Source organism: Pseudomonas sp. Irchel 3H7 (genome assembly GCF_900187605.1).
In the GTDB taxonomy this organism is placed as follows: Bacteria; Pseudomonadota; Gammaproteobacteria; order Pseudomonadales; family Pseudomonadaceae; genus Aquipseudomonas.
The window spans coordinates 269,260-285,166 of the sequence record NZ_FYEA01000011.1 but is presented as its reverse complement, the minus strand read 5'-3'; the positions used below and the strand labels follow the sequence as shown (position 1 = coordinate 285,166).

The 15,907-nt window shown below is 60.6% G+C and carries 15 protein-coding genes; 8 read left to right on the top strand and 7 right to left on the bottom strand.

What is annotated here, in order from left to right; all coding sequences use genetic code 11:
- Positions 1-169: 169 nt before the first annotated feature.
- Both CKW38_RS22000 and CKW38_RS21995 read right to left on the bottom strand, forming a co-directional pair.
- Positions 170-2,620 carry a penicillin acylase family protein gene (locus CKW38_RS22000; RefSeq protein ID WP_007918605.1) on the bottom strand — a complete coding sequence of 817 codons (2,451 nt, stop codon included), beginning with the start codon at positions 2,618-2,620 and terminating at the stop codon, positions 170-172.
- Between the two features lie 225 nt (positions 2,621-2,845).
- Positions 2,846-3,490: a glutathione binding-like protein gene (locus tag CKW38_RS21995; RefSeq protein ID WP_095113859.1), complete on the bottom strand. Its 645-nt coding sequence runs from the start codon at positions 3,488-3,490 to the stop codon at positions 2,846-2,848.
- Positions 3,491-3,636: 146 nt separating this feature from the next.
- Here CKW38_RS21995 and CKW38_RS21990 point away from each other — a divergent pair, with 146 nt between their 5' ends.
- On the top strand, positions 3,637-4,194 hold the full coding sequence (locus tag CKW38_RS21990) for a cysteine hydrolase family protein (RefSeq protein ID WP_095113858.1): 558 nt from the start codon (positions 3,637-3,639) through the stop codon (positions 4,192-4,194).
- A 148-nt stretch (positions 4,195-4,342) separates the two neighbouring features.
- On the opposite strand, the gene CKW38_RS21985 is transcribed toward CKW38_RS21990, so the two are convergent.
- The 4 genes from CKW38_RS21985 to CKW38_RS21970 form a co-directional block, all read right to left on the bottom strand.
- Positions 4,343-4,549 carry an SEC-C metal-binding domain-containing protein gene (locus CKW38_RS21985; protein WP_007918601.1) on the bottom strand — a complete coding sequence of 69 codons (207 nt, stop codon included), beginning with the start codon at positions 4,547-4,549 and terminating at the stop codon, positions 4,343-4,345.
- Positions 4,546-5,040: an LEA type 2 family protein gene (locus tag CKW38_RS21980; protein WP_095113857.1), complete on the bottom strand. Its 495-nt coding sequence runs from the start codon at positions 5,038-5,040 to the stop codon at positions 4,546-4,548. Before CKW38_RS21980 ends, CKW38_RS21985 begins: the two co-directional genes overlap by 4 nt.
- A gap of 122 nt (positions 5,041-5,162) precedes the next feature.
- Entirely contained in the window at positions 5,163-5,639 is a 477-nt protein-coding gene (locus tag CKW38_RS21975; RefSeq protein WP_007918599.1) for a YchJ family protein, read from the bottom strand.
- A gap of 4 nt (positions 5,640-5,643) precedes the next feature.
- A complete protein-coding gene (locus tag CKW38_RS21970; RefSeq protein ID WP_095113856.1) occupies positions 5,644-6,141 on the bottom strand; it encodes a DUF6231 family protein in 498 nt (165 codons plus the stop codon).
- Positions 6,142-6,340: 199 nt separating this feature from the next.
- Here CKW38_RS21970 and CKW38_RS21965 point away from each other — a divergent pair, with 199 nt between their 5' ends.
- The 4 genes from CKW38_RS21965 to CKW38_RS21950 all read left to right on the top strand — a co-directional run bounded on the left by CKW38_RS21965 (position 6,341) and on the right by CKW38_RS21950 (position 9,046).
- On the top strand, positions 6,341-7,036 hold the full coding sequence (locus tag CKW38_RS21965; protein WP_007918596.1) for an OmpA family protein: 696 nt from the start codon (positions 6,341-6,343) through the stop codon (positions 7,034-7,036).
- 91 nt (positions 7,037-7,127) lie between these two features.
- On the top strand, positions 7,128-7,850 hold the full coding sequence (locus CKW38_RS21960) for an OmpA family protein (RefSeq protein ID WP_007918595.1): 723 nt from the start codon (positions 7,128-7,130) through the stop codon (positions 7,848-7,850).
- Positions 7,851-8,013: 163 nt separating this feature from the next.
- Entirely contained in the window at positions 8,014-8,295 is a 282-nt protein-coding gene (locus tag CKW38_RS21955; RefSeq protein WP_038358130.1) for a DUF1145 domain-containing protein, read from the top strand.
- Positions 8,288-9,046 (top strand): hypothetical protein, encoded by a 759-nt coding sequence (locus tag CKW38_RS21950; protein WP_007918591.1) that lies wholly within the window; start codon positions 8,288-8,290, stop codon positions 9,044-9,046. The genes CKW38_RS21955 and CKW38_RS21950 overlap by 8 nt, the downstream gene beginning before the upstream one ends.
- Before the next feature lie 208 nt (positions 9,047-9,254).
- On the opposite strand, the gene CKW38_RS21945 is transcribed toward CKW38_RS21950, so the two are convergent.
- On the bottom strand, positions 9,255-9,719 hold the full coding sequence (locus tag CKW38_RS21945; protein ID WP_095113855.1) for a CopD family protein: 465 nt from the start codon (positions 9,717-9,719) through the stop codon (positions 9,255-9,257).
- A 99-nt stretch (positions 9,720-9,818) separates the two neighbouring features.
- Between CKW38_RS21945 and dinG the strand changes: the two genes are divergently transcribed.
- The 3 genes from dinG (at position 9,819) to CKW38_RS21930 (ending at position 15,874) form a co-directional block, all read left to right on the top strand.
- Positions 9,819-11,963, top strand: a complete 2,145-nt coding sequence (gene dinG / locus CKW38_RS21940; RefSeq protein WP_007918588.1) for an ATP-dependent DNA helicase DinG — start codon at positions 9,819-9,821, stop codon at positions 11,961-11,963.
- Between the two features lie 95 nt (positions 11,964-12,058).
- Positions 12,059-14,539 carry a beta-galactosidase gene (locus CKW38_RS21935; RefSeq protein ID WP_095113854.1) on the top strand — a complete coding sequence of 827 codons (2,481 nt, stop codon included), beginning with the start codon at positions 12,059-12,061 and terminating at the stop codon, positions 14,537-14,539.
- Positions 14,540-14,728: 189 nt separating this feature from the next.
- Entirely contained in the window at positions 14,729-15,874 is a 1,146-nt protein-coding gene (locus tag CKW38_RS21930; protein ID WP_095113853.1) for a serine hydrolase domain-containing protein, read from the top strand.
- Positions 15,875-15,907 lie beyond the last annotated feature (33 nt).

Sequence of the window (15,907 nt, the reverse complement as noted above, 5' to 3'; positions counted from 1 at the left end):
AGCTACATCGACCTGTAAGACCGAGTCGATTACGGATTCGGCAAGGCACGAACCGAGTTGATTCTGGATTCGGCAGTGCACGTTCAGGTCGGCGTATGACTCAAGCATCCCCAGTCAGTCCCCTCTCCCTTTGGGAGAGGGTTAGGGTGAGGGGCTTTTGCCGTTCAGCTTATTTGCCGGGAGTTAGGGTCAAACGAGTTTTGCCATAGACCCGATCAAAGTTCTGCGGCTGCATCGGCAAGCCGATGTACTGCCCCTTCAGCCACGCATCAATCCCGTTCAGGTAGTTCGGGCTGACCGGATTCCCGGATTGTCCCGTACCGTTCTGGCCCATCAGCGGCTCAGCCTGACCGAAGTCAACGATGAAGCGCATCGACGGCGCGCGGGTGGTGGTGAAGTCCTGACCCCAAGCGAACGCCGAAGTGTTCAACGTCGTGTGATCGCCACCGGCCGCCAGCGGCCCGCGCACGATCTGTCCATTGCTGTTCTTCCACACATAGCTGTGCAATTTGCCCCACTGCCAGGTTCTGTGATCGCCACCCAACTGACTCTCGCCAGCGCTGATCGCTGCGGCAAAGCTGCGGGCGAGAATCACGGCTTTGTCCTCTTTCTGTGGCGTGCGAATGTCATCCCAGAACGGACTGTCTTCGCGTCCCAACAAATGATCGGCCTGCGCTGCGTAGGACAAATCACCATTGGCAATAAACGCTTTCCACGCCGCGCTCGATTCCGGGCCGAGTTCGTCGAGGAAGATCTGCTTCATGCTTTCCTGCAGGAACAACTCATAGATCGCCGCATCCGCCGAGGTCGGGCTGAGCTTGCCGTCGAACGCCATCAACCGCGTGAACGCTTCACGCGCCTTGCTGCGATCCGCTTCCGGCAGAGCGTCAATCGCCTGTTTCAGCGGTTGTTTCATGCCCGGTGCTTCGAAGACTTTCTTCAACTTGGCGGCGAAGGTGGTGGTCTGGTCGTATTGCATGGCGATCACGCTACGGCTGTCGTGCTTGCCGCTGCCGGCCAGCTCCGCCAGACGCTCGCCACGCTCCGGCGCCGCCCAGGAGTTCGACAACTGCATGCCGTAACCGTGTGGAATCACGCGCTGGTTGGCGGTGCCGAGCCAGCCTTGTGCCGGGTCCTGATCGTACGGGTGCAGCATCGGGTCGGCGTAACCGTCCCAGTCATAGCGACCTTCCCAGCCCGGCGATGGCAGCAAACCTTCGCCTTCACGCCGATTGGGGAAACGCCCGGTGACTTGCCAGCCAATGTTGCTCGCATCGGCGAATACCAGATTCAGGGCGATGGCGCGGATCTCGCGGCTGGCATCCGAGGCGCGCTCGACGGTTTGTGCGCGGGTCAGGTCAAAAAATGCGTCCAGCGATTTATCGTCAGTGAAGCTCGGGGTTTGTAAGGCCAGACCGAAACCGCTGCCTTGCGCCGCCGCTTGAGCGCTGTTGAGCAACGCGCCGTGACGGGTTTCGTACACCGCTTCGCGAATCGGTCGCTGGCCTTTGACGAAGTAGGTTTCGTTGCGCACGCCCAGCGGTTGCCATTTGCCGTTGACCTCGTAGGTCAGGCTGCTGCCCTGGCGACGGATTTTTTCCAGGAACAGATCCTGGTTATCGCCGAGCACGCTGGTCGTGCTCCACGCCACTTTGCCGTTGAAGCCACCGAGAACCAGCGGCAAACCGGCGACGGTGACGCCCGCCGCCTGATATTTCGGCGCGCGGATCTGCACGAAGCTCCACAGCGACGGCGCGGCCAGCGGCCCATGGGCGTCGCTGGCCAGCAGGCTCTTGCCGCTGCGGCTGCGTTGCGGGGCGATCGCCCAGTTGTTTGAAGACGTGGTGCCCAGCAGGTTCAGCGCCGACAGTTGCTGGCTGGCGTTGCTCAGCTCGGTCAGACCGGGGATTTGCCCGTTGAGCTTGAGGCCTTGCAGCTTGTCGGCCTCGGCCAGTGGCAGGTTTTCGTCCGGCGCGGACGGCGTCAGCCAGGCCAGTTTGTCGCTGGTCACGGTTTGCGCGAGCACCAAGGATTCAATTTCTTCCGGCAGGTTGGCCGACTGGCTGAAATTCAGCAGGGCGAAAATCAGTGCCGAATCTTCCGGCTTCCAGTATTCAGGCTTGTAACCGCTGGAGGCGAGATCGCCCGGCAACTTGTCGGCGTAGCGGAACAGGTAGGCGTTGACACCCCGCGCATAGACTTCGAAGAAACGCTTGAGGCGTGGCGACGAGGCTTTGTACAGCTCGCCGGCGCTTTTCTTCAGATTGACCGCGCGCATGTAGCGGTCGGCGTCGAGCATCGACGCGCCGGACATTTCCGCTAGACGGCCCTGAGCGAGCAGGCGCAAGGTGACCATCTGGTTGATGCGGTCGCTGGCGTGCACATAGCCGAGGCTGAACAGCGCGTCGTGGAAAGTATTACTTTCGATCAACGGCATGCCCATGGCATTGCGGCGTACCGACACGTTCTGCGCCAGGCCCTTGAGCGGTTGCACGCCGGAGGTCGGCGGGAGGGTGTCCTGAGCGTTCCAGGTCTGGCAACCGGACAGGCCCAAAACACCGGCCACTGCTGCGGCAACGCCGAACCGGGGAAGAAAATGTGTGAGGGCTGGCGAGGCCATGGCAAAGCTCCTGCGGGGGGTAGCGTCAGTAAAGGCGCTACGTTAGTGAGCAGGAGGGTGCCGCGCAAGCGGGCGACAGAGTTATTTCTTCAGTTCTCGACGATCGTTTCAGCGCGCAGCAAAGGAATGCCTCAACGGACGCTCCGCGTTCGGCTTTGAAGGGACGCGGAGCGTCCCGGGCTGCATTCCCACGCTGAGCGTGGGAACGATCAGAATCACGGCGATTTAGGACTTCGGTGGATTGATTTTCTGCACCAGCGCGTAGGCCTTCACTGTCGCTGGGCGATCCTTGATGTGGTTGAACCAGCGCTGCACATGGGGGAAGTCTTCGAGATTCTGACTCTGCCATTTGTGCGAGACGATCCACGGATAAATCGCCATGTCGGCAATGCTGTATTCGCTGCCGGCGACAAATTCGTTATCGGCCAGTTGTTTGTTCAATACGCCGTACAGCCGCGCCGTCTCATCAATGTAGCGCTTGATTGCATAGGGGATTTTTTCCGGTGCGAACTGGCTGAAATGGTGATTCTGTCCGGCCATCGGCCCCAGTCCGCCCATCTGCCAGAACAGCCATTGCAGCGCCGTTTGTCGACCGCGTAGGTCCTTGGGCAGAAACTTTCCGGTTTTCTCCGCCAGATACAAAAGAATCGCCCCGGATTCGAACAGCGACAGCGGCTCGCCACCATCGGCCGGTTCATGATCGACGATGGCCGGAATGCGGTTGTTCGGCGCGATTTTCAGAAAGTGCGGCTGGAACTGCTCACCCTGGCTGATGTTGATCGGATGGACGTTGTACGGCAGGCCGGCTTCTTCAAGGAACAGGGAGATCTTGTGGCCGTTGGGGGTGGTCCAGTAATACAGATCGATCATGGAAAACTCCAAAGCAGAAATGGACGTGTGTGCGGACAGCAAACGCCGGCGTCAGGTCGTCCCGTGTGCGTTCGATAGCTTGCTTAGTAGGAAGAGGTGATGCTGAACTGCGCAGAATTCAATGACCCCGCGTGAGAAAAATCGCCATGGAGCTTCAGGCCAACGCTGCACTGATCATCATCGACCAGCAAAAAGGCATCCTGCAGCCGCGTTTGGGGCGAAGGAATAATCCTCAAGCGGAGGAGCGAATCCTTGATCTGCTGGGGCTTTGGCGGCGTAGCGGTCGGCCGGTGGTGCATGTGCAGCATTTGTCGCGCGAGCCGGATTCGGTATTTTGGCCGGAACAGGAGGGGGTGGAGTTTCAGCAGCGGTTTTTGCCGCAGGACGGTGAATGGCTGATTCAGAAACAGGTGCCCGATGCGTTTTGTGCTAGCGGGTTAGAGGCGCGGTTGCGTGAGGCGGGGATCGGGCAGTTGATCATTGTTGGCGTGGCGACGAACAACTCCGTGGAATCCACGGCGCGCACGGCGGGCAATCTGGGGTTCGATGCGTGGGTCGCGGAGGATGCCTGTTTCACCTTCGACAAGGCCGACTATTTCGGCACGCTGCGTACCGCTGAAGAGGTGCACGGGATGTCGCTGGGGAATTTGCACGGGGAGTATGCGACGGTGGTCAGTGCTGCGCAGATTCTAAAGGCTGGCTGAAAAAATTTCGTCGTATGTGCCGGCCCCTTCGCGAGCAGGCTCGCTGCCACAGTGGGCCGTATTCCAACTGAAGGAACTCGATTGACTGTGGGAGCGAGCCTGCTCGCGAAAGCGGTCTGTCAGGCGAAGAGGGGCTTCGCCCCGAGCATCAAGCGCCGTGGCACTTCTTGAATTTCTTGCCGTTGCCGCATGGGCAAGGGTCGTTGCGACCGACGTCTTTCAGGGCGTTGCGCACCGGTTCCTGGTGGGCGTGGCCGCAGTTCGGGCCGTGAACGTGGCCGTGGTCATGATCGTGATGGTCATGATCATGATCGTGGTTGCAGTCAGGGCCATGGACATGAGGTTGCTGAGTCATCGGTGTTGCTCCGGAATTAAATCGGCGGGGATTATCACGCCATTGCGCTCAAGGTGCACGTAGTGAGCGATGAATAAACCGGTTTCCATCTCACCCTGCAAACGATAGGGAATCTGCTGATTCGGATTTTTCAGCATTTTCACCACGTCTTTTACCTTCGGCCACAGGTTGGTGCGGATCGGCACCTTGAAGTAGGCACTGCGTTTCGGCCCGACCGTAAACCAGTGTTCATGCTCGCCTTCGGCCAGCAGCATGTCGGCCAGATGAATGCGGTAGTCCAGGCCGCGCACGGTCAGGTCGCTGTCGTTGGGGTTGTCGATGCGAAAGTGCAGGATGAATTTCTGTTCGAGCAGTTTGGCGCGCACCACTTCGACTTTGACCAGATGCACGGCGGGGTCGACGCTGTCATCGCTGAACCACGACGCGCAACCGCCGAGATTGAGCATCAGCATCAGAATGAAGCATTGGCAGGTGCGCCGACGACCGAGCATGGTTTAACTCCCTTTGGTGCCAGTCTAGACGCTAAAAGATCGCAGCCTGCGGCAGCTCCTACAGGGGAAACGCAAATCCTGTGTAGGAGCTGCCGCAGGCTGCGATCTTTTGATCTTCAACCTCAAGCGCCGAAATACCCTGCACAGCACTTCTTGAATTTCTGCCCACTGGCGCACGGGCAACTGTCGTTGCGCCCCAGCTTCAACTGCACCGTCGGATCAATGAAGTACCAGCGCCCGGCGTTCTGCACGAACGAGGAGCGCTCGCGGTGGCTGTGCTCACCCTGATCATCGTGCCAGCGCGCGGTGAAAGTGACGAAGGCGTGTTCTGGCTGACCGCCGAGCACTTCCGAACTCTCGACCTCAAGGCCAAGCCAGGTGCTCTGCGCGCTCCAGTTACTGATCGACTGGCGATCCAGTCCCGCTTGCTGAGCAGGCAGGGTGGTCGCCACCAGATAATCGATCAAACCCAGCACATAGGCGCTGTAGCGCGAACGCATCAGCGCTTCGGCGCACGGCGCCGGGTGGCCGTCGTGATAGTGGCCGCAGCAGGCCTCCAGCAGATTGCCGCTGCCGCACGGGCAAATGGCTGTACTCATTGCATTACCACCAGTATTTCCCGAAGTTTTCCGGATTGGCCCAGAACCGTGAGTTGAGCCAGTCGGGGACTTGTTTGTAGTCAAGCAGATCATAGGTGAACAGTGTCAGCACTTGATCGTCGCGTTGAAAACGTTCACTGGCTTGCAGCGCCAGCGAATAGAAGTCGGTTTCCTGCCAGCCGCTGGCTGACAGGTCTGCCAGCACGGCGATGCGGCTGGCGTTGAGATTGCGAATCCCGCCCAACAGGTTCAGGCCATCGCGTTTGGGCAAATGTTCCAGACAATCGACCACCAGCGCCAGGTCGAAACGCTGCGCCGCCAGTTCAGCAGGCAATGGGCCCGGCGCGGCATGGGCCACGGTGGTGTCTGGATGCGCCTGTTTAAAAGCGCTCAAGGCCGGAAACTCACTGGCGCCGATCAGCAGCAGACGCGCCGGGGCGTAGCGATCCAGCAAAGCGGCCAGCGCCTGTTGCGGCGTGCGGGAAGAAATGGCGACGTTCATCAAAGCTCCTCAATCAGACCGCCAAGACTAGCCTGCCTGACGGTGCGGGCAAAGAGCCCTGTTCCGCCCGTTTGCGGCAAATGTGCCGAAGTCCTGTGAACAGGCTCGCAAACAGCGGTGGCCTATTGCTGGCGGAGATTAAAACTCCGGTCTTTACTCCCTGAATCGGTTTTAAGCCGATCCCTCAGGAGAAAACCAGATGAGCATAGTTCGGACAGCATTACCTTTGATTCTGCTAACCAGTGTGTTGACTGGTTGCGCAGGTTTACAGAAAACCGACTGGCCGACCTGTGCGGCGGTCGGTGGTGTTGTCGGTGCCGGTCTCGGCGCGACCGAAAGTTCGGCGTGGGCCGGCTACGGTGCGTTGCTGGTCGGCGGCACGGCAGCGGCCTATTGCTGGGTTCACGGTGATGGCGACGAAGACGGCGACGGTGTGCCGGACAGTCGCGACAAGTGCCCGGGCACGCCTAAAGGCGTACAGGTCGACGCTGACGGTTGCCCTCCACCAGCCCCTGCGCCGGTGGTTGAAGAAGCGGTAGTGGTCAAGGAAGAAACCATTGTCATCCGTGATGTGCACTTCCAGTTCGACAAAGCGACGCTGACCGGCCCTGACAAGCAAGTGCTCGACAAGGTCGCCACCCGCCTGAAACAGGAATCCTCGACGGCGCAACTTACCGTGACCGGTCATACCGACAGCGTGGGCAGCGATGCCTACAACAAAAAACTGTCGGATCGTCGTGCGCATTCGGTGGTGGATTACCTGATCCAGCAAGGTGTGCCACGCGCCAGCTTCGTTTCGGTGTCCGGTCTGGGTGAAAGCCAGCCAGTGGCCGACAACAAAACCGCTGACGGTCGCGCGCAAAACCGTCGTACCGAAATCAAAATCCAGCGTTAAGCCCCTCTCGCATCCGCGGCTTGTGCAGTCGCGGATGCGGGTCTTTACTCCTGTGTAACCGGTATGGGCCGGTGACACAGGAGCTTTCACAATGACTGTTTTCTCAAGGTCCGTCTTGCCGGTGCTACTGCTTGGCAGCTTGCTCACCGGTTGCGCCACCCACAGCGATGGCACTGCACCCCTCAATCAACGTACGTGGCCGATCTGCAGCCTTATCGGCGGGCTGGTCGGTGGCGGTCTCGGCGCCATTGAAAGTGGCGGCTGGGCCGGTGGCGGCGCAGCGCTGGGGATTCTTACCGGCGGACTGATCTGTTATGCCCAGGACGGCGATGAAGACGGCGACGGCGTGTTCGACCGCCGCGACCGTTGCCCGGACACCCCGGAAAATACCCCGGTCGATCACCGTGGTTGCCCGCTACCGCAATACCCGGTCACGGAAAAAGTGCCGGAGCCTGCGCCGCAAACTGAAGTCATCACCCTCAGCGATGCCGGCAACGTGCTGTTCGATTTCGACAAATCCGACCTGACCCCGGCGGCGAAAGCCCAGCTCGATACGCTGATGGACAAGCTGCGCAATGCCGACGTGGTCAGCATCAAGGTCATTGGTCACACCGACAGCAAAGGTTCGGATGCCTACAACCAGGCCTTGTCGGAACGGCGGGCGAGTAGTGTCGCGGCGTATCTGCTGAGTCAGGGGCTGGCGCCGAACAAGCTCACCAGCGAAGGGCGCGGAGAAAGTGAACCGGTGGCCGATAACGCAACCGATGAAGGGCGCGCGCAGAACCGTCGCGTGGAGTTGCATATCAATCGCTAGGACGCCTCTGTAGGGCGCAGGCTAGAGCTGCCGGACGATTATCAAAGTCGTTCCGGCAGCCATTTGGCGGCGCGGCGAAGTTTTTTCATTTGTGCCTCTGGCTTATCCCCCGCAGAAGCCGTTACTGTGCGCCCAAAGAATAATTCGCAACACGGGGGAGCGTATGAAAGTGTTCTGGGGGCTGGGGCGGTTGTTGACCCTGCTGTTCTGCTGCGTGGTGCTGGCCAATCAGCTGGTGCCGTTCGTACATCCGCTGCATCTGCTGGTCAATCTGGCCGGCGGCCTGCTGTTGCTGATTCATCTACTCGAAGTGCTGCTGTGCAATCGCAGCCTCAAAGGCCGTCCGCACCCTTGGCGTGACCGTGGCCGCATCCTGCTGTTCGGCGTATTCCACTTGCAATCCATCCCGGCCCCGGCCGCTCCGGAGGCTTCTTCCCATGCGTAAACTTTGCCTGCTCGCTGCATTTATCAGCCCATTGGCCTGTGCCCAAGTGGTCAGCGTTGAAACCAACTCGCTGATGCGTTTGCCCAACACCGCCAGCACGTTGCAGCTGGAAAAACTCGAAGTGGCCGATTACGGCACGTTGCTGATTCCTGCCAACGTGACCGAACTGACCGTGGGCGAGTTGCGTCTTGGCCATGAAGCCCGTATCGCGATCGTTCCGAGCGAGAACGCTTTGGAGATGAAGGTAGCTCGTGCAGAGCTGAGCGATGGCAGCCGGATTACTGCACGGGGTGCACCGGGGACTTATGAGAAAGCCGCCCGTGCCGGGCGCAATCTGAATCTGCAATTCAAGGCTTTGAACGCGCCGCAACTGTTGGTCGATGCCCGTGGCGGCACCGGTGCGCCGGGGTTTGTCGGCCTCGATGGCGGTAATGGCGAAGACCCGGGCTGCACCTACGGTTCGGCCGGGCACGGTTTTGATGGCAGTAACGGCAGCGACGGCCAACCGGGTGCACCGGGAGCGCTGGTGCGCCTTGAAGTACCGCGCGAGTTTCCGGCCGAGCTGATCAAGGTCAATGTCGCGGGCGGTGCTGGCGGTCCGGCGGGTGTTGGCGGCAAAGCAGGGAAGGGTGGCAAGTCCAAGGGCTGCCTGGTGTATCGCGCCGATGGCGGCAAGAACGGCAAGGCCGGGGCGGATGGACAGCCAGGGCCAGTGGGGGCGGCGGGGGCTGTGACTGTGCAACGCCTTTAAAGGCAGACCCTCATCGGAACGCCGCCCGCCCAGCCCTCTCCCGGAGGGAGAGGGGGCCGACCGAGGTGACTCAGGCTATCCATCGACCTGAAAAACCGTGTCGATTATGGATTCAAAGCTAATCCTTCAGGTCGGCGTAACTCTTCAATATCCCCCATTCAGTCCCCTCTCCCTCCGGGAGAGGGCTAGGGTGAGGGGCTTTTGATTTTCAGATCATCGGTCTTGCCGCCGCAATCGCCACCAACACCAACCCGACAATCAGATTGAGCCCCACCACGCGGCGAATCCGCCCCAGCACCGCCGCACCCGCCGGCCAGTCCTTCGCTTCCACCGCCGTACGCAGTTCAGGCAGCATCAAGCCCTGAATGCGGATAAACAGCGCCGTCATCACCACATACAAGCCCATCATTACCTGCACATATTTCGGCGCGGTCTCGAAACCGACCTGCTGCAAATGCAACATGCCCACACCGCTGATCGGCAACAGGATCACCGCAACCCAGACCCAACGAAAAAAACCCTGAAACACTTCCACCCACAAGGTCAGGCGGGCTGGGCCGTCGAGGGCCTTCACAGCCGCCGGGCGCAGGACCATCCAGGCGAAAAACATGCCGCCGACCCAGACCAGGGCGGACAAGACATGCAGCGGGTAGACGAGGCTAAAAAGTGTCATTGGGTTACTCCGTTCTGCGCAGGATCGATTCGCGGGGTATGATAGCCGCCGATCCAAACCACTGAAAATTTATCCAGCGTTTTTTGCGCCCGACACTCAATGATCAGCACTGAACTCAAAACCACGATCCAGGGCGCCTACTCGCGTTTTCTAGAGGCCAAGAGCCTCAAGCCGCGTTACGGCCAGCGCCTGATGATCGCTGAAATCGCCAAAGTCCTCGGGGATATCGACACCGACGACGAAGGCCGGCGCAGTGGCGACCCCGCGATTGTTGCGGTGGAAGCCGGCACCGGTACTGGCAAGACAGTCGCCTACAGCCTGGCCGCGATCCCCACCGCGAAACTGGCCGGCAAGCGCCTGGTGATCGCCACCGCGACCGTCGCCCTGCAAGAGCAGATCGTCTACAAGGACTTGCCCGACCTGATGCGCAACAGCGGGCTGAATTTCAGCTTTGCGCTGGCCAAGGGCCGTGGCCGCTACATGTGCCTGTCCAAGCTCGACATGCTGTTGCAGGAAGGCCACGCGCAAACCGCCACTGCCCAGCTGTTCGAAGAAGAAGGCTTCAAGATCGAGGTCGATGAGGCCAGTCAGAAGCTGTTCACCAGCATGATCGAGAAACTCGCCGGCAATAAGTGGGACGGCGACCGTGACAGCTGGCCGAATGCGCTGGAAGACGCCGATTGGGCGCGCCTGACCACCGATCACAGCCAGTGCACCAACCGGCATTGCCCGAACTTCGGCCAGTGCGCCTTCTACAAGGCCCGCGAAGGCATGGGCAAGGTCGACGTCATCGTCACCAACCACGACATGGTCCTGGCTGACCTGGCGCTGGGCGGTGGCGCGGTACTGCCGGATCCGCGCGACACCATTTACGTGTTCGACGAAGGTCACCACCTGCCGGACAAGGCGATCGGTCACTTCGCCCACTACACACGCCTGCGTTCCACCGCCGACTGGCTGGAAACCACCGCGAAGAACCTGACCAAATTGCTGGCCCAGCACCCGCTGCCGGGCGACCTCGGCAAATTGATCGAACAAGTGCCGGAGCTGGCGCGGGAGATCAAGGCCCAGCAGCAGTTCATGTTCAGCGCCTGCGAGCAGGTCGCCGATTTCAAACCGGGCGAAGACGTCGAGGGCCGTGAGCGTCCACGCCATCGTTTCGTCGCCGGGGTGATTCCCGAGCACATGCGCGAAATGGGCATCGAGCTGAAGAAAGGCTTTGCCCGTCTCAACGATCTGTTCACGCGCCTCACCGACCTGCTCAAGGAAGGCATGGACGGCGAGGTCAACATCGGCATCGCCAGCAATCAGGCCGAAGAGTGGTACCCACTGTTCGGCAGCCTGTTGTCCCGTGCTTCGGGCAACTGGGAGTTGTGGACAGCCTTTACCGCCGAAGATCCGGAAGACAGCCCGCCGATGGCGCGCTGGCTGACGTTGGCCGAAAGCGGTTCGCTATTCGACATCGAGGTCAACGCCAGCCCGATTCTGGCGGCGGAAACCTTGCGTCGTAGCTTGTGGAACGTGGCCTACGGCTGTCTGGTGACTTCGGCAACGCTGACCGCTCTGGGTACCTTCGACCGCTTCCGCATGCGCGCCGGCCTGCCGAAAAAAGCCGTTACCGCCGTCGTGCCGAGCCCGTTCCATCACGCCGACGCCGGTGTGTTGCGCGTGCCGGATCTGAAGGCCGACCCGCGCGATGCGGCGGCCCACACGGCAGCGATCATTCGTGAGTTACCCGATCTGGTCGAAGGTTCGCGCGGCACCCTGGTGCTGTTTTCCTCGCGCAAACAGATGCAGGACGTGTTCGACGGCCTCGACCGCGACTGGCGCAAGCAAGTGTTCATTCAAGGCAACCTGTCGAAACAGGAAACCCTGAACAAGCACAAGGCGCGGGTCGATGGCGGTGATTCCAGCGTGCTGTTCGGTCTCGCCAGTTTTGCCGAAGGTGTCGACTTGCCGGGTGCCTACTGCGAGCACGTGGTGATCGCCAAGATCCCGTTCTCGGTGCCGGATGATCCGGTCGAAGCGGCGCTGTCGGAATGGATCGAAGCCCGTGGCGGCAATCCGTTCATGGAAATCTCCGTGCCCGATGCTTCGCTGAAGCTGGTTCAGGCTTGCGGGCGTCTGCTGCGTACCGAAGAAGACCGCGGCACCATCACCTTGCTTGATCGGCGCCTGGTCACTCAGCGCTATGGCAAGGCGATCCTCAATGCGTTGCCTCCTTTCCGTCGTGAAATATCCTGAGACAACGGTGGGCAGTTTTGCCCGCCGTGTTGTCTATCTCTCTGCTATCGCTTTTCCATTGGCCATTGTTGGTCGTTAGGGAGAACTCCGTTCTTATGATCCGCCGTTCGTTGCCTGCCGTATTCGCCTTGATCTTCGCCACGCCGCTGTTCGCGGCGCCTGCGGGTCAGCAGACCTTGTTCAACTTTGTCCGTCCTGCCGACGTGGTGAAAATCGCCACCGAAAACGCGGATCTGCCGCAGGCCAACGCCGAACAGACACCGGAAGGTGAAGTGCTGCGCCGGGTGACGTTCAATCCGGTGGCCCGCCCGACCTTGCGCCTGACGCCGCAGACTGGCGCCTGGGACTGGTCGCAGTCAGGCATGATGACCTTGCGTTTGCAGAGCGCAATGGACTGGGCGGTGACGGTCTACGTGCAGATTCAGAGCAACGACGGTCGGACACTGGTCAGTCGCGTCGACTTGCCAGCAGGTCCTGCGCAAACCCTGTTGGTACCGCTAGTGGCATCGACGCCGCTGAGTCAGGGCATGAAAGCCGGGCCGCCAATGCCGATGACAGTCGATGGTCAGCGGATCCTGCTGGCCGCCAGCAGCGGCGAAATCGATCGCAGCCAAGTGGTCTCGGTGAGCCTGTCGATGGATCAGCCGAAAGTCGCCCAGAGCTTGCTGTTGGAGCGTTTCGGCGTGCAGGACGGCGATTCGGTCACCCAAGCGGTGTACGGCAATCTGGTCGACGCCTACGGGCAATCGACCCGCAGCAAGTGGCCGGAAAAGGTCAGCAACGATGAACAACTGAAATCCGCCGCCGCCAAGGAACAGCAACAGCTGAAAACCTGGCTGGCCGAGCGTGAGAAGTCCTCGCTGGACAAATTCGGTGGCTGGAACAAAGGCCCGGCGTTCAAGGCCAGCGGTTTCTTCCGCACCGAAAAACGTGATGGCCGCTGGTATCTGGTCACGCCTGAAGGGCATCCGTTTTACTCGCTGGGCGTGAACACCGTCAGCCCGCAGGTCAACCAGACCTACGTGGCCGGTCGTGAATACATGTTCGAATCCTTGCCTAAACCTGAAGACCCGTTGGCCAAGCACTTTGGCGAGGGTGACAACCGTGGCGGCAATGGTGTTGATCAGGGCCGCGGTTATGGCAACGGGCGCTGGTACGACTTCTACGGCGCCAACCTGCAGCGCGTGTACGGTGAGCCGTGCAAAGCCGACAGTGAAAGCAAGTCCGGGGTAGCGGAAGCGGCGAAGTCTGCAGCCGCTGAAACGGCCGCCGTCCAAGCCGCCGAGCCTGCCCCAGTACCTGCCGAGCCGAAGTCCGGCGTCGCTGAAGCGGCCAAAACCGAAACCGTACAAGCGACAACAGAAAAAGCTGCCGAACCGTGCAAGGCCACCATCGATGAGCAACAGTGGGCCAGCCACACGCTTGATCGTCTGCAAGCCTGGGGCTTCAACACGGTTGGCAACTGGAGTGCCGATTCGCTGAGTGATGCAGATCGTGTGCCGTACACCTTGCCGTTGTCGATCGTTGGCGACTACACCAGCATCAGCACCGGCAGCGACTGGTGGGGCGGCATGCCAGATCCGTTCGATCCGCGTTTCGCCATGGCCACCGAGCGCGCCGTCGCTATCGCTGCCCGCGATCACCGCGACGATCCGTGGCTGATCGGCTACTACGCCGACAATGAACTGGCGTGGGCCGGTCCCGGTGACGATCCGAAATCCCGCTACGCGCTGGCCTATGGCACGCTGAAAATGACCACCGACGTGCCGGCCAAACGCGCGTTCCTCAAGCAACTGCGCGACAAATACCGCAATCAGGCCGGGCTGTCGAAGGCATGGGGCATCGATCTGCCGGCGTGGGAATTGATGGAAGACCCGGGTTTTGTGCCTCCGCTGCCGAGCCCGGAACATCCGGAAATCGAAGCTGACTTCAAATATTTCCAGAAAGTCTTCGCTGATACCTACTTCAAAACCATTTCCGACTCGCTGAAATGGCACGCGCCGAACCAGTTGCTGCTCGGCGGCCGTTTCGCCATCAGTACGCCGGAAGCTGTGGCCTCCTGCGCGCAGTATTGCGACGTGCTGAGCTTCAACATGTACACGCTGAAGCCGCAGGATGGTTATGACTTTGCCGCGCTGGGCGCTTTGGACAAACCGGTATTGATCACTGAATTCAACTTCGGCTCAGCGGATCGTGGCCCGTTCTGGGGCGGTGTTACGCAAGTGGCCAAGGAAGAAGATCGCGGCACGGCGTACGCCAACTTCCTCAAGCAGGCCTTGAGTGAACCGTCGATTGTCGGCGTGCACTGGTTCCAGTATCTCGATCAACCGGTGACCGGGCGTTTGCTCGATGGTGAGAACGGTCATTTCGGTCTGGTCGGGGTGACGGATCTGCCGTATCAGGGCTTTGTCGAATCGGTGCGCAAGAGCAACTTGCAGGCGATTGATCAGCTTGGCAAAGAGGCTGAGAAAGCGGCCGCAGCGGCGGGGCATGAGGCTGAGGGCGGGCGCAAAGGCGAGGCCGGCAAAGGGCCGGGGGCAGGGCATGCCGGTGGGCATTCGGGGAATGGTCATTAACGCGTGACGCTTTAAAAAGATCGCAGCCTGCGGCAGCTCCTACTGAGAAACGCAATCCATGTAGGAGCTGCCGCAGGCTGCGATCTTTTGACTTGGCTTTCAACCGTCTGGCCCGCAGCTGTTCCCAAATCCCTCTGGGGCTGGAACAATGCGGGCCACTTTGTAGAGCGTTTTTGCGGGGAGTTGCGGGTGCAGATTCAGGGACATTACGAGCTTCAATTCGAAGCGGTGCGCGAAGCTTTTGCCGCACTGTTCGACGATCCCCAGGAACGCGGCGCAGCCCTGTGCATCAAGGTCGGCGGAGAAACCGTTCTCGACCTCTGGTCCGGTACTGCCGATAAGGATGGTGCTGAGGCTTGGCACAGCGACACCATCGCCAACCTGTTCTCTTGCACCAAAACCTTTACCGCTGTCACCGCCCTGCAACTGGTCGGTGAAGGCAAGCTGCAACTGGATGTTCCGGTCGCCCGCTACTGGCCGGAATTCGCCGCCGCCGGCAAAGAGTCCGTGACCCTGCGCCAATTGCTTTGTCATCAGGCCGGTTTGCCGGCGCTGCGCGAGCTGCTGGCGCCGGCAGCCCTCTACGACTGGCAAGCCATGGTCGATGCCCTTGCGGCCGAAGCACCATGGTGGACACCGGGTACTGGTCATGGTTATGCCGCGATCACTTATGGCTGGCTGATCGGCGAGTTGCTGCGCCGCGCTGACGGTCGTGGGCCGGGCGAATCCATCGTCGCTCGTGTCGCTAAACCTCTGGGTTTGGATTTTCACGTCGGTCTGGCTGACGAAGAGTTCCACCGCGTGGCGCACATCGCGCGCGGCAAGGGCAACGCCGGTGATGCCGCCGCGCAACGTCTGCTGCAGGTGACCATGCGCGAGCCCACCGCGATGACCACCCGCGCTTTTACCAACCCACCTTCAGTGCTCACCAGCACCAACAAGCCGGAGTGGCGGCGCATGCAGCAACCGGCGGCCAATGGCCACGGCAATGCGCGCAGTCTGGCCGGTTTCTACGCGGGCCTGCTCGATGGCAGCCTCCTCGAAAGCGACATGCTCGAAGAGCTGACCCGCGAACACAGCCTCGGCGAAGACAAGACACTGTTGACCCGGACCCGTTTCGGTCTGGGCTGCATGCTTGATCAACCGGATGTGCCCAACGCCACTTACGGTCTCGGCCCTCGTGCATTCGGTCATCCGGGTGCGGGCGGTTCCATCGGTTTCGCTGATCCTGAGCATGATGTTGCCTTCGGTTTTGTGACAAATACCCTTGGGCCGTACGTCTTGATGGATCCGCGCGCACAGAAGCTCGCGCGGGTGCTTGCCACTTGTCTGTAAAGTTGCATCCGAGGTCCCAGGGTCGGAACCTCA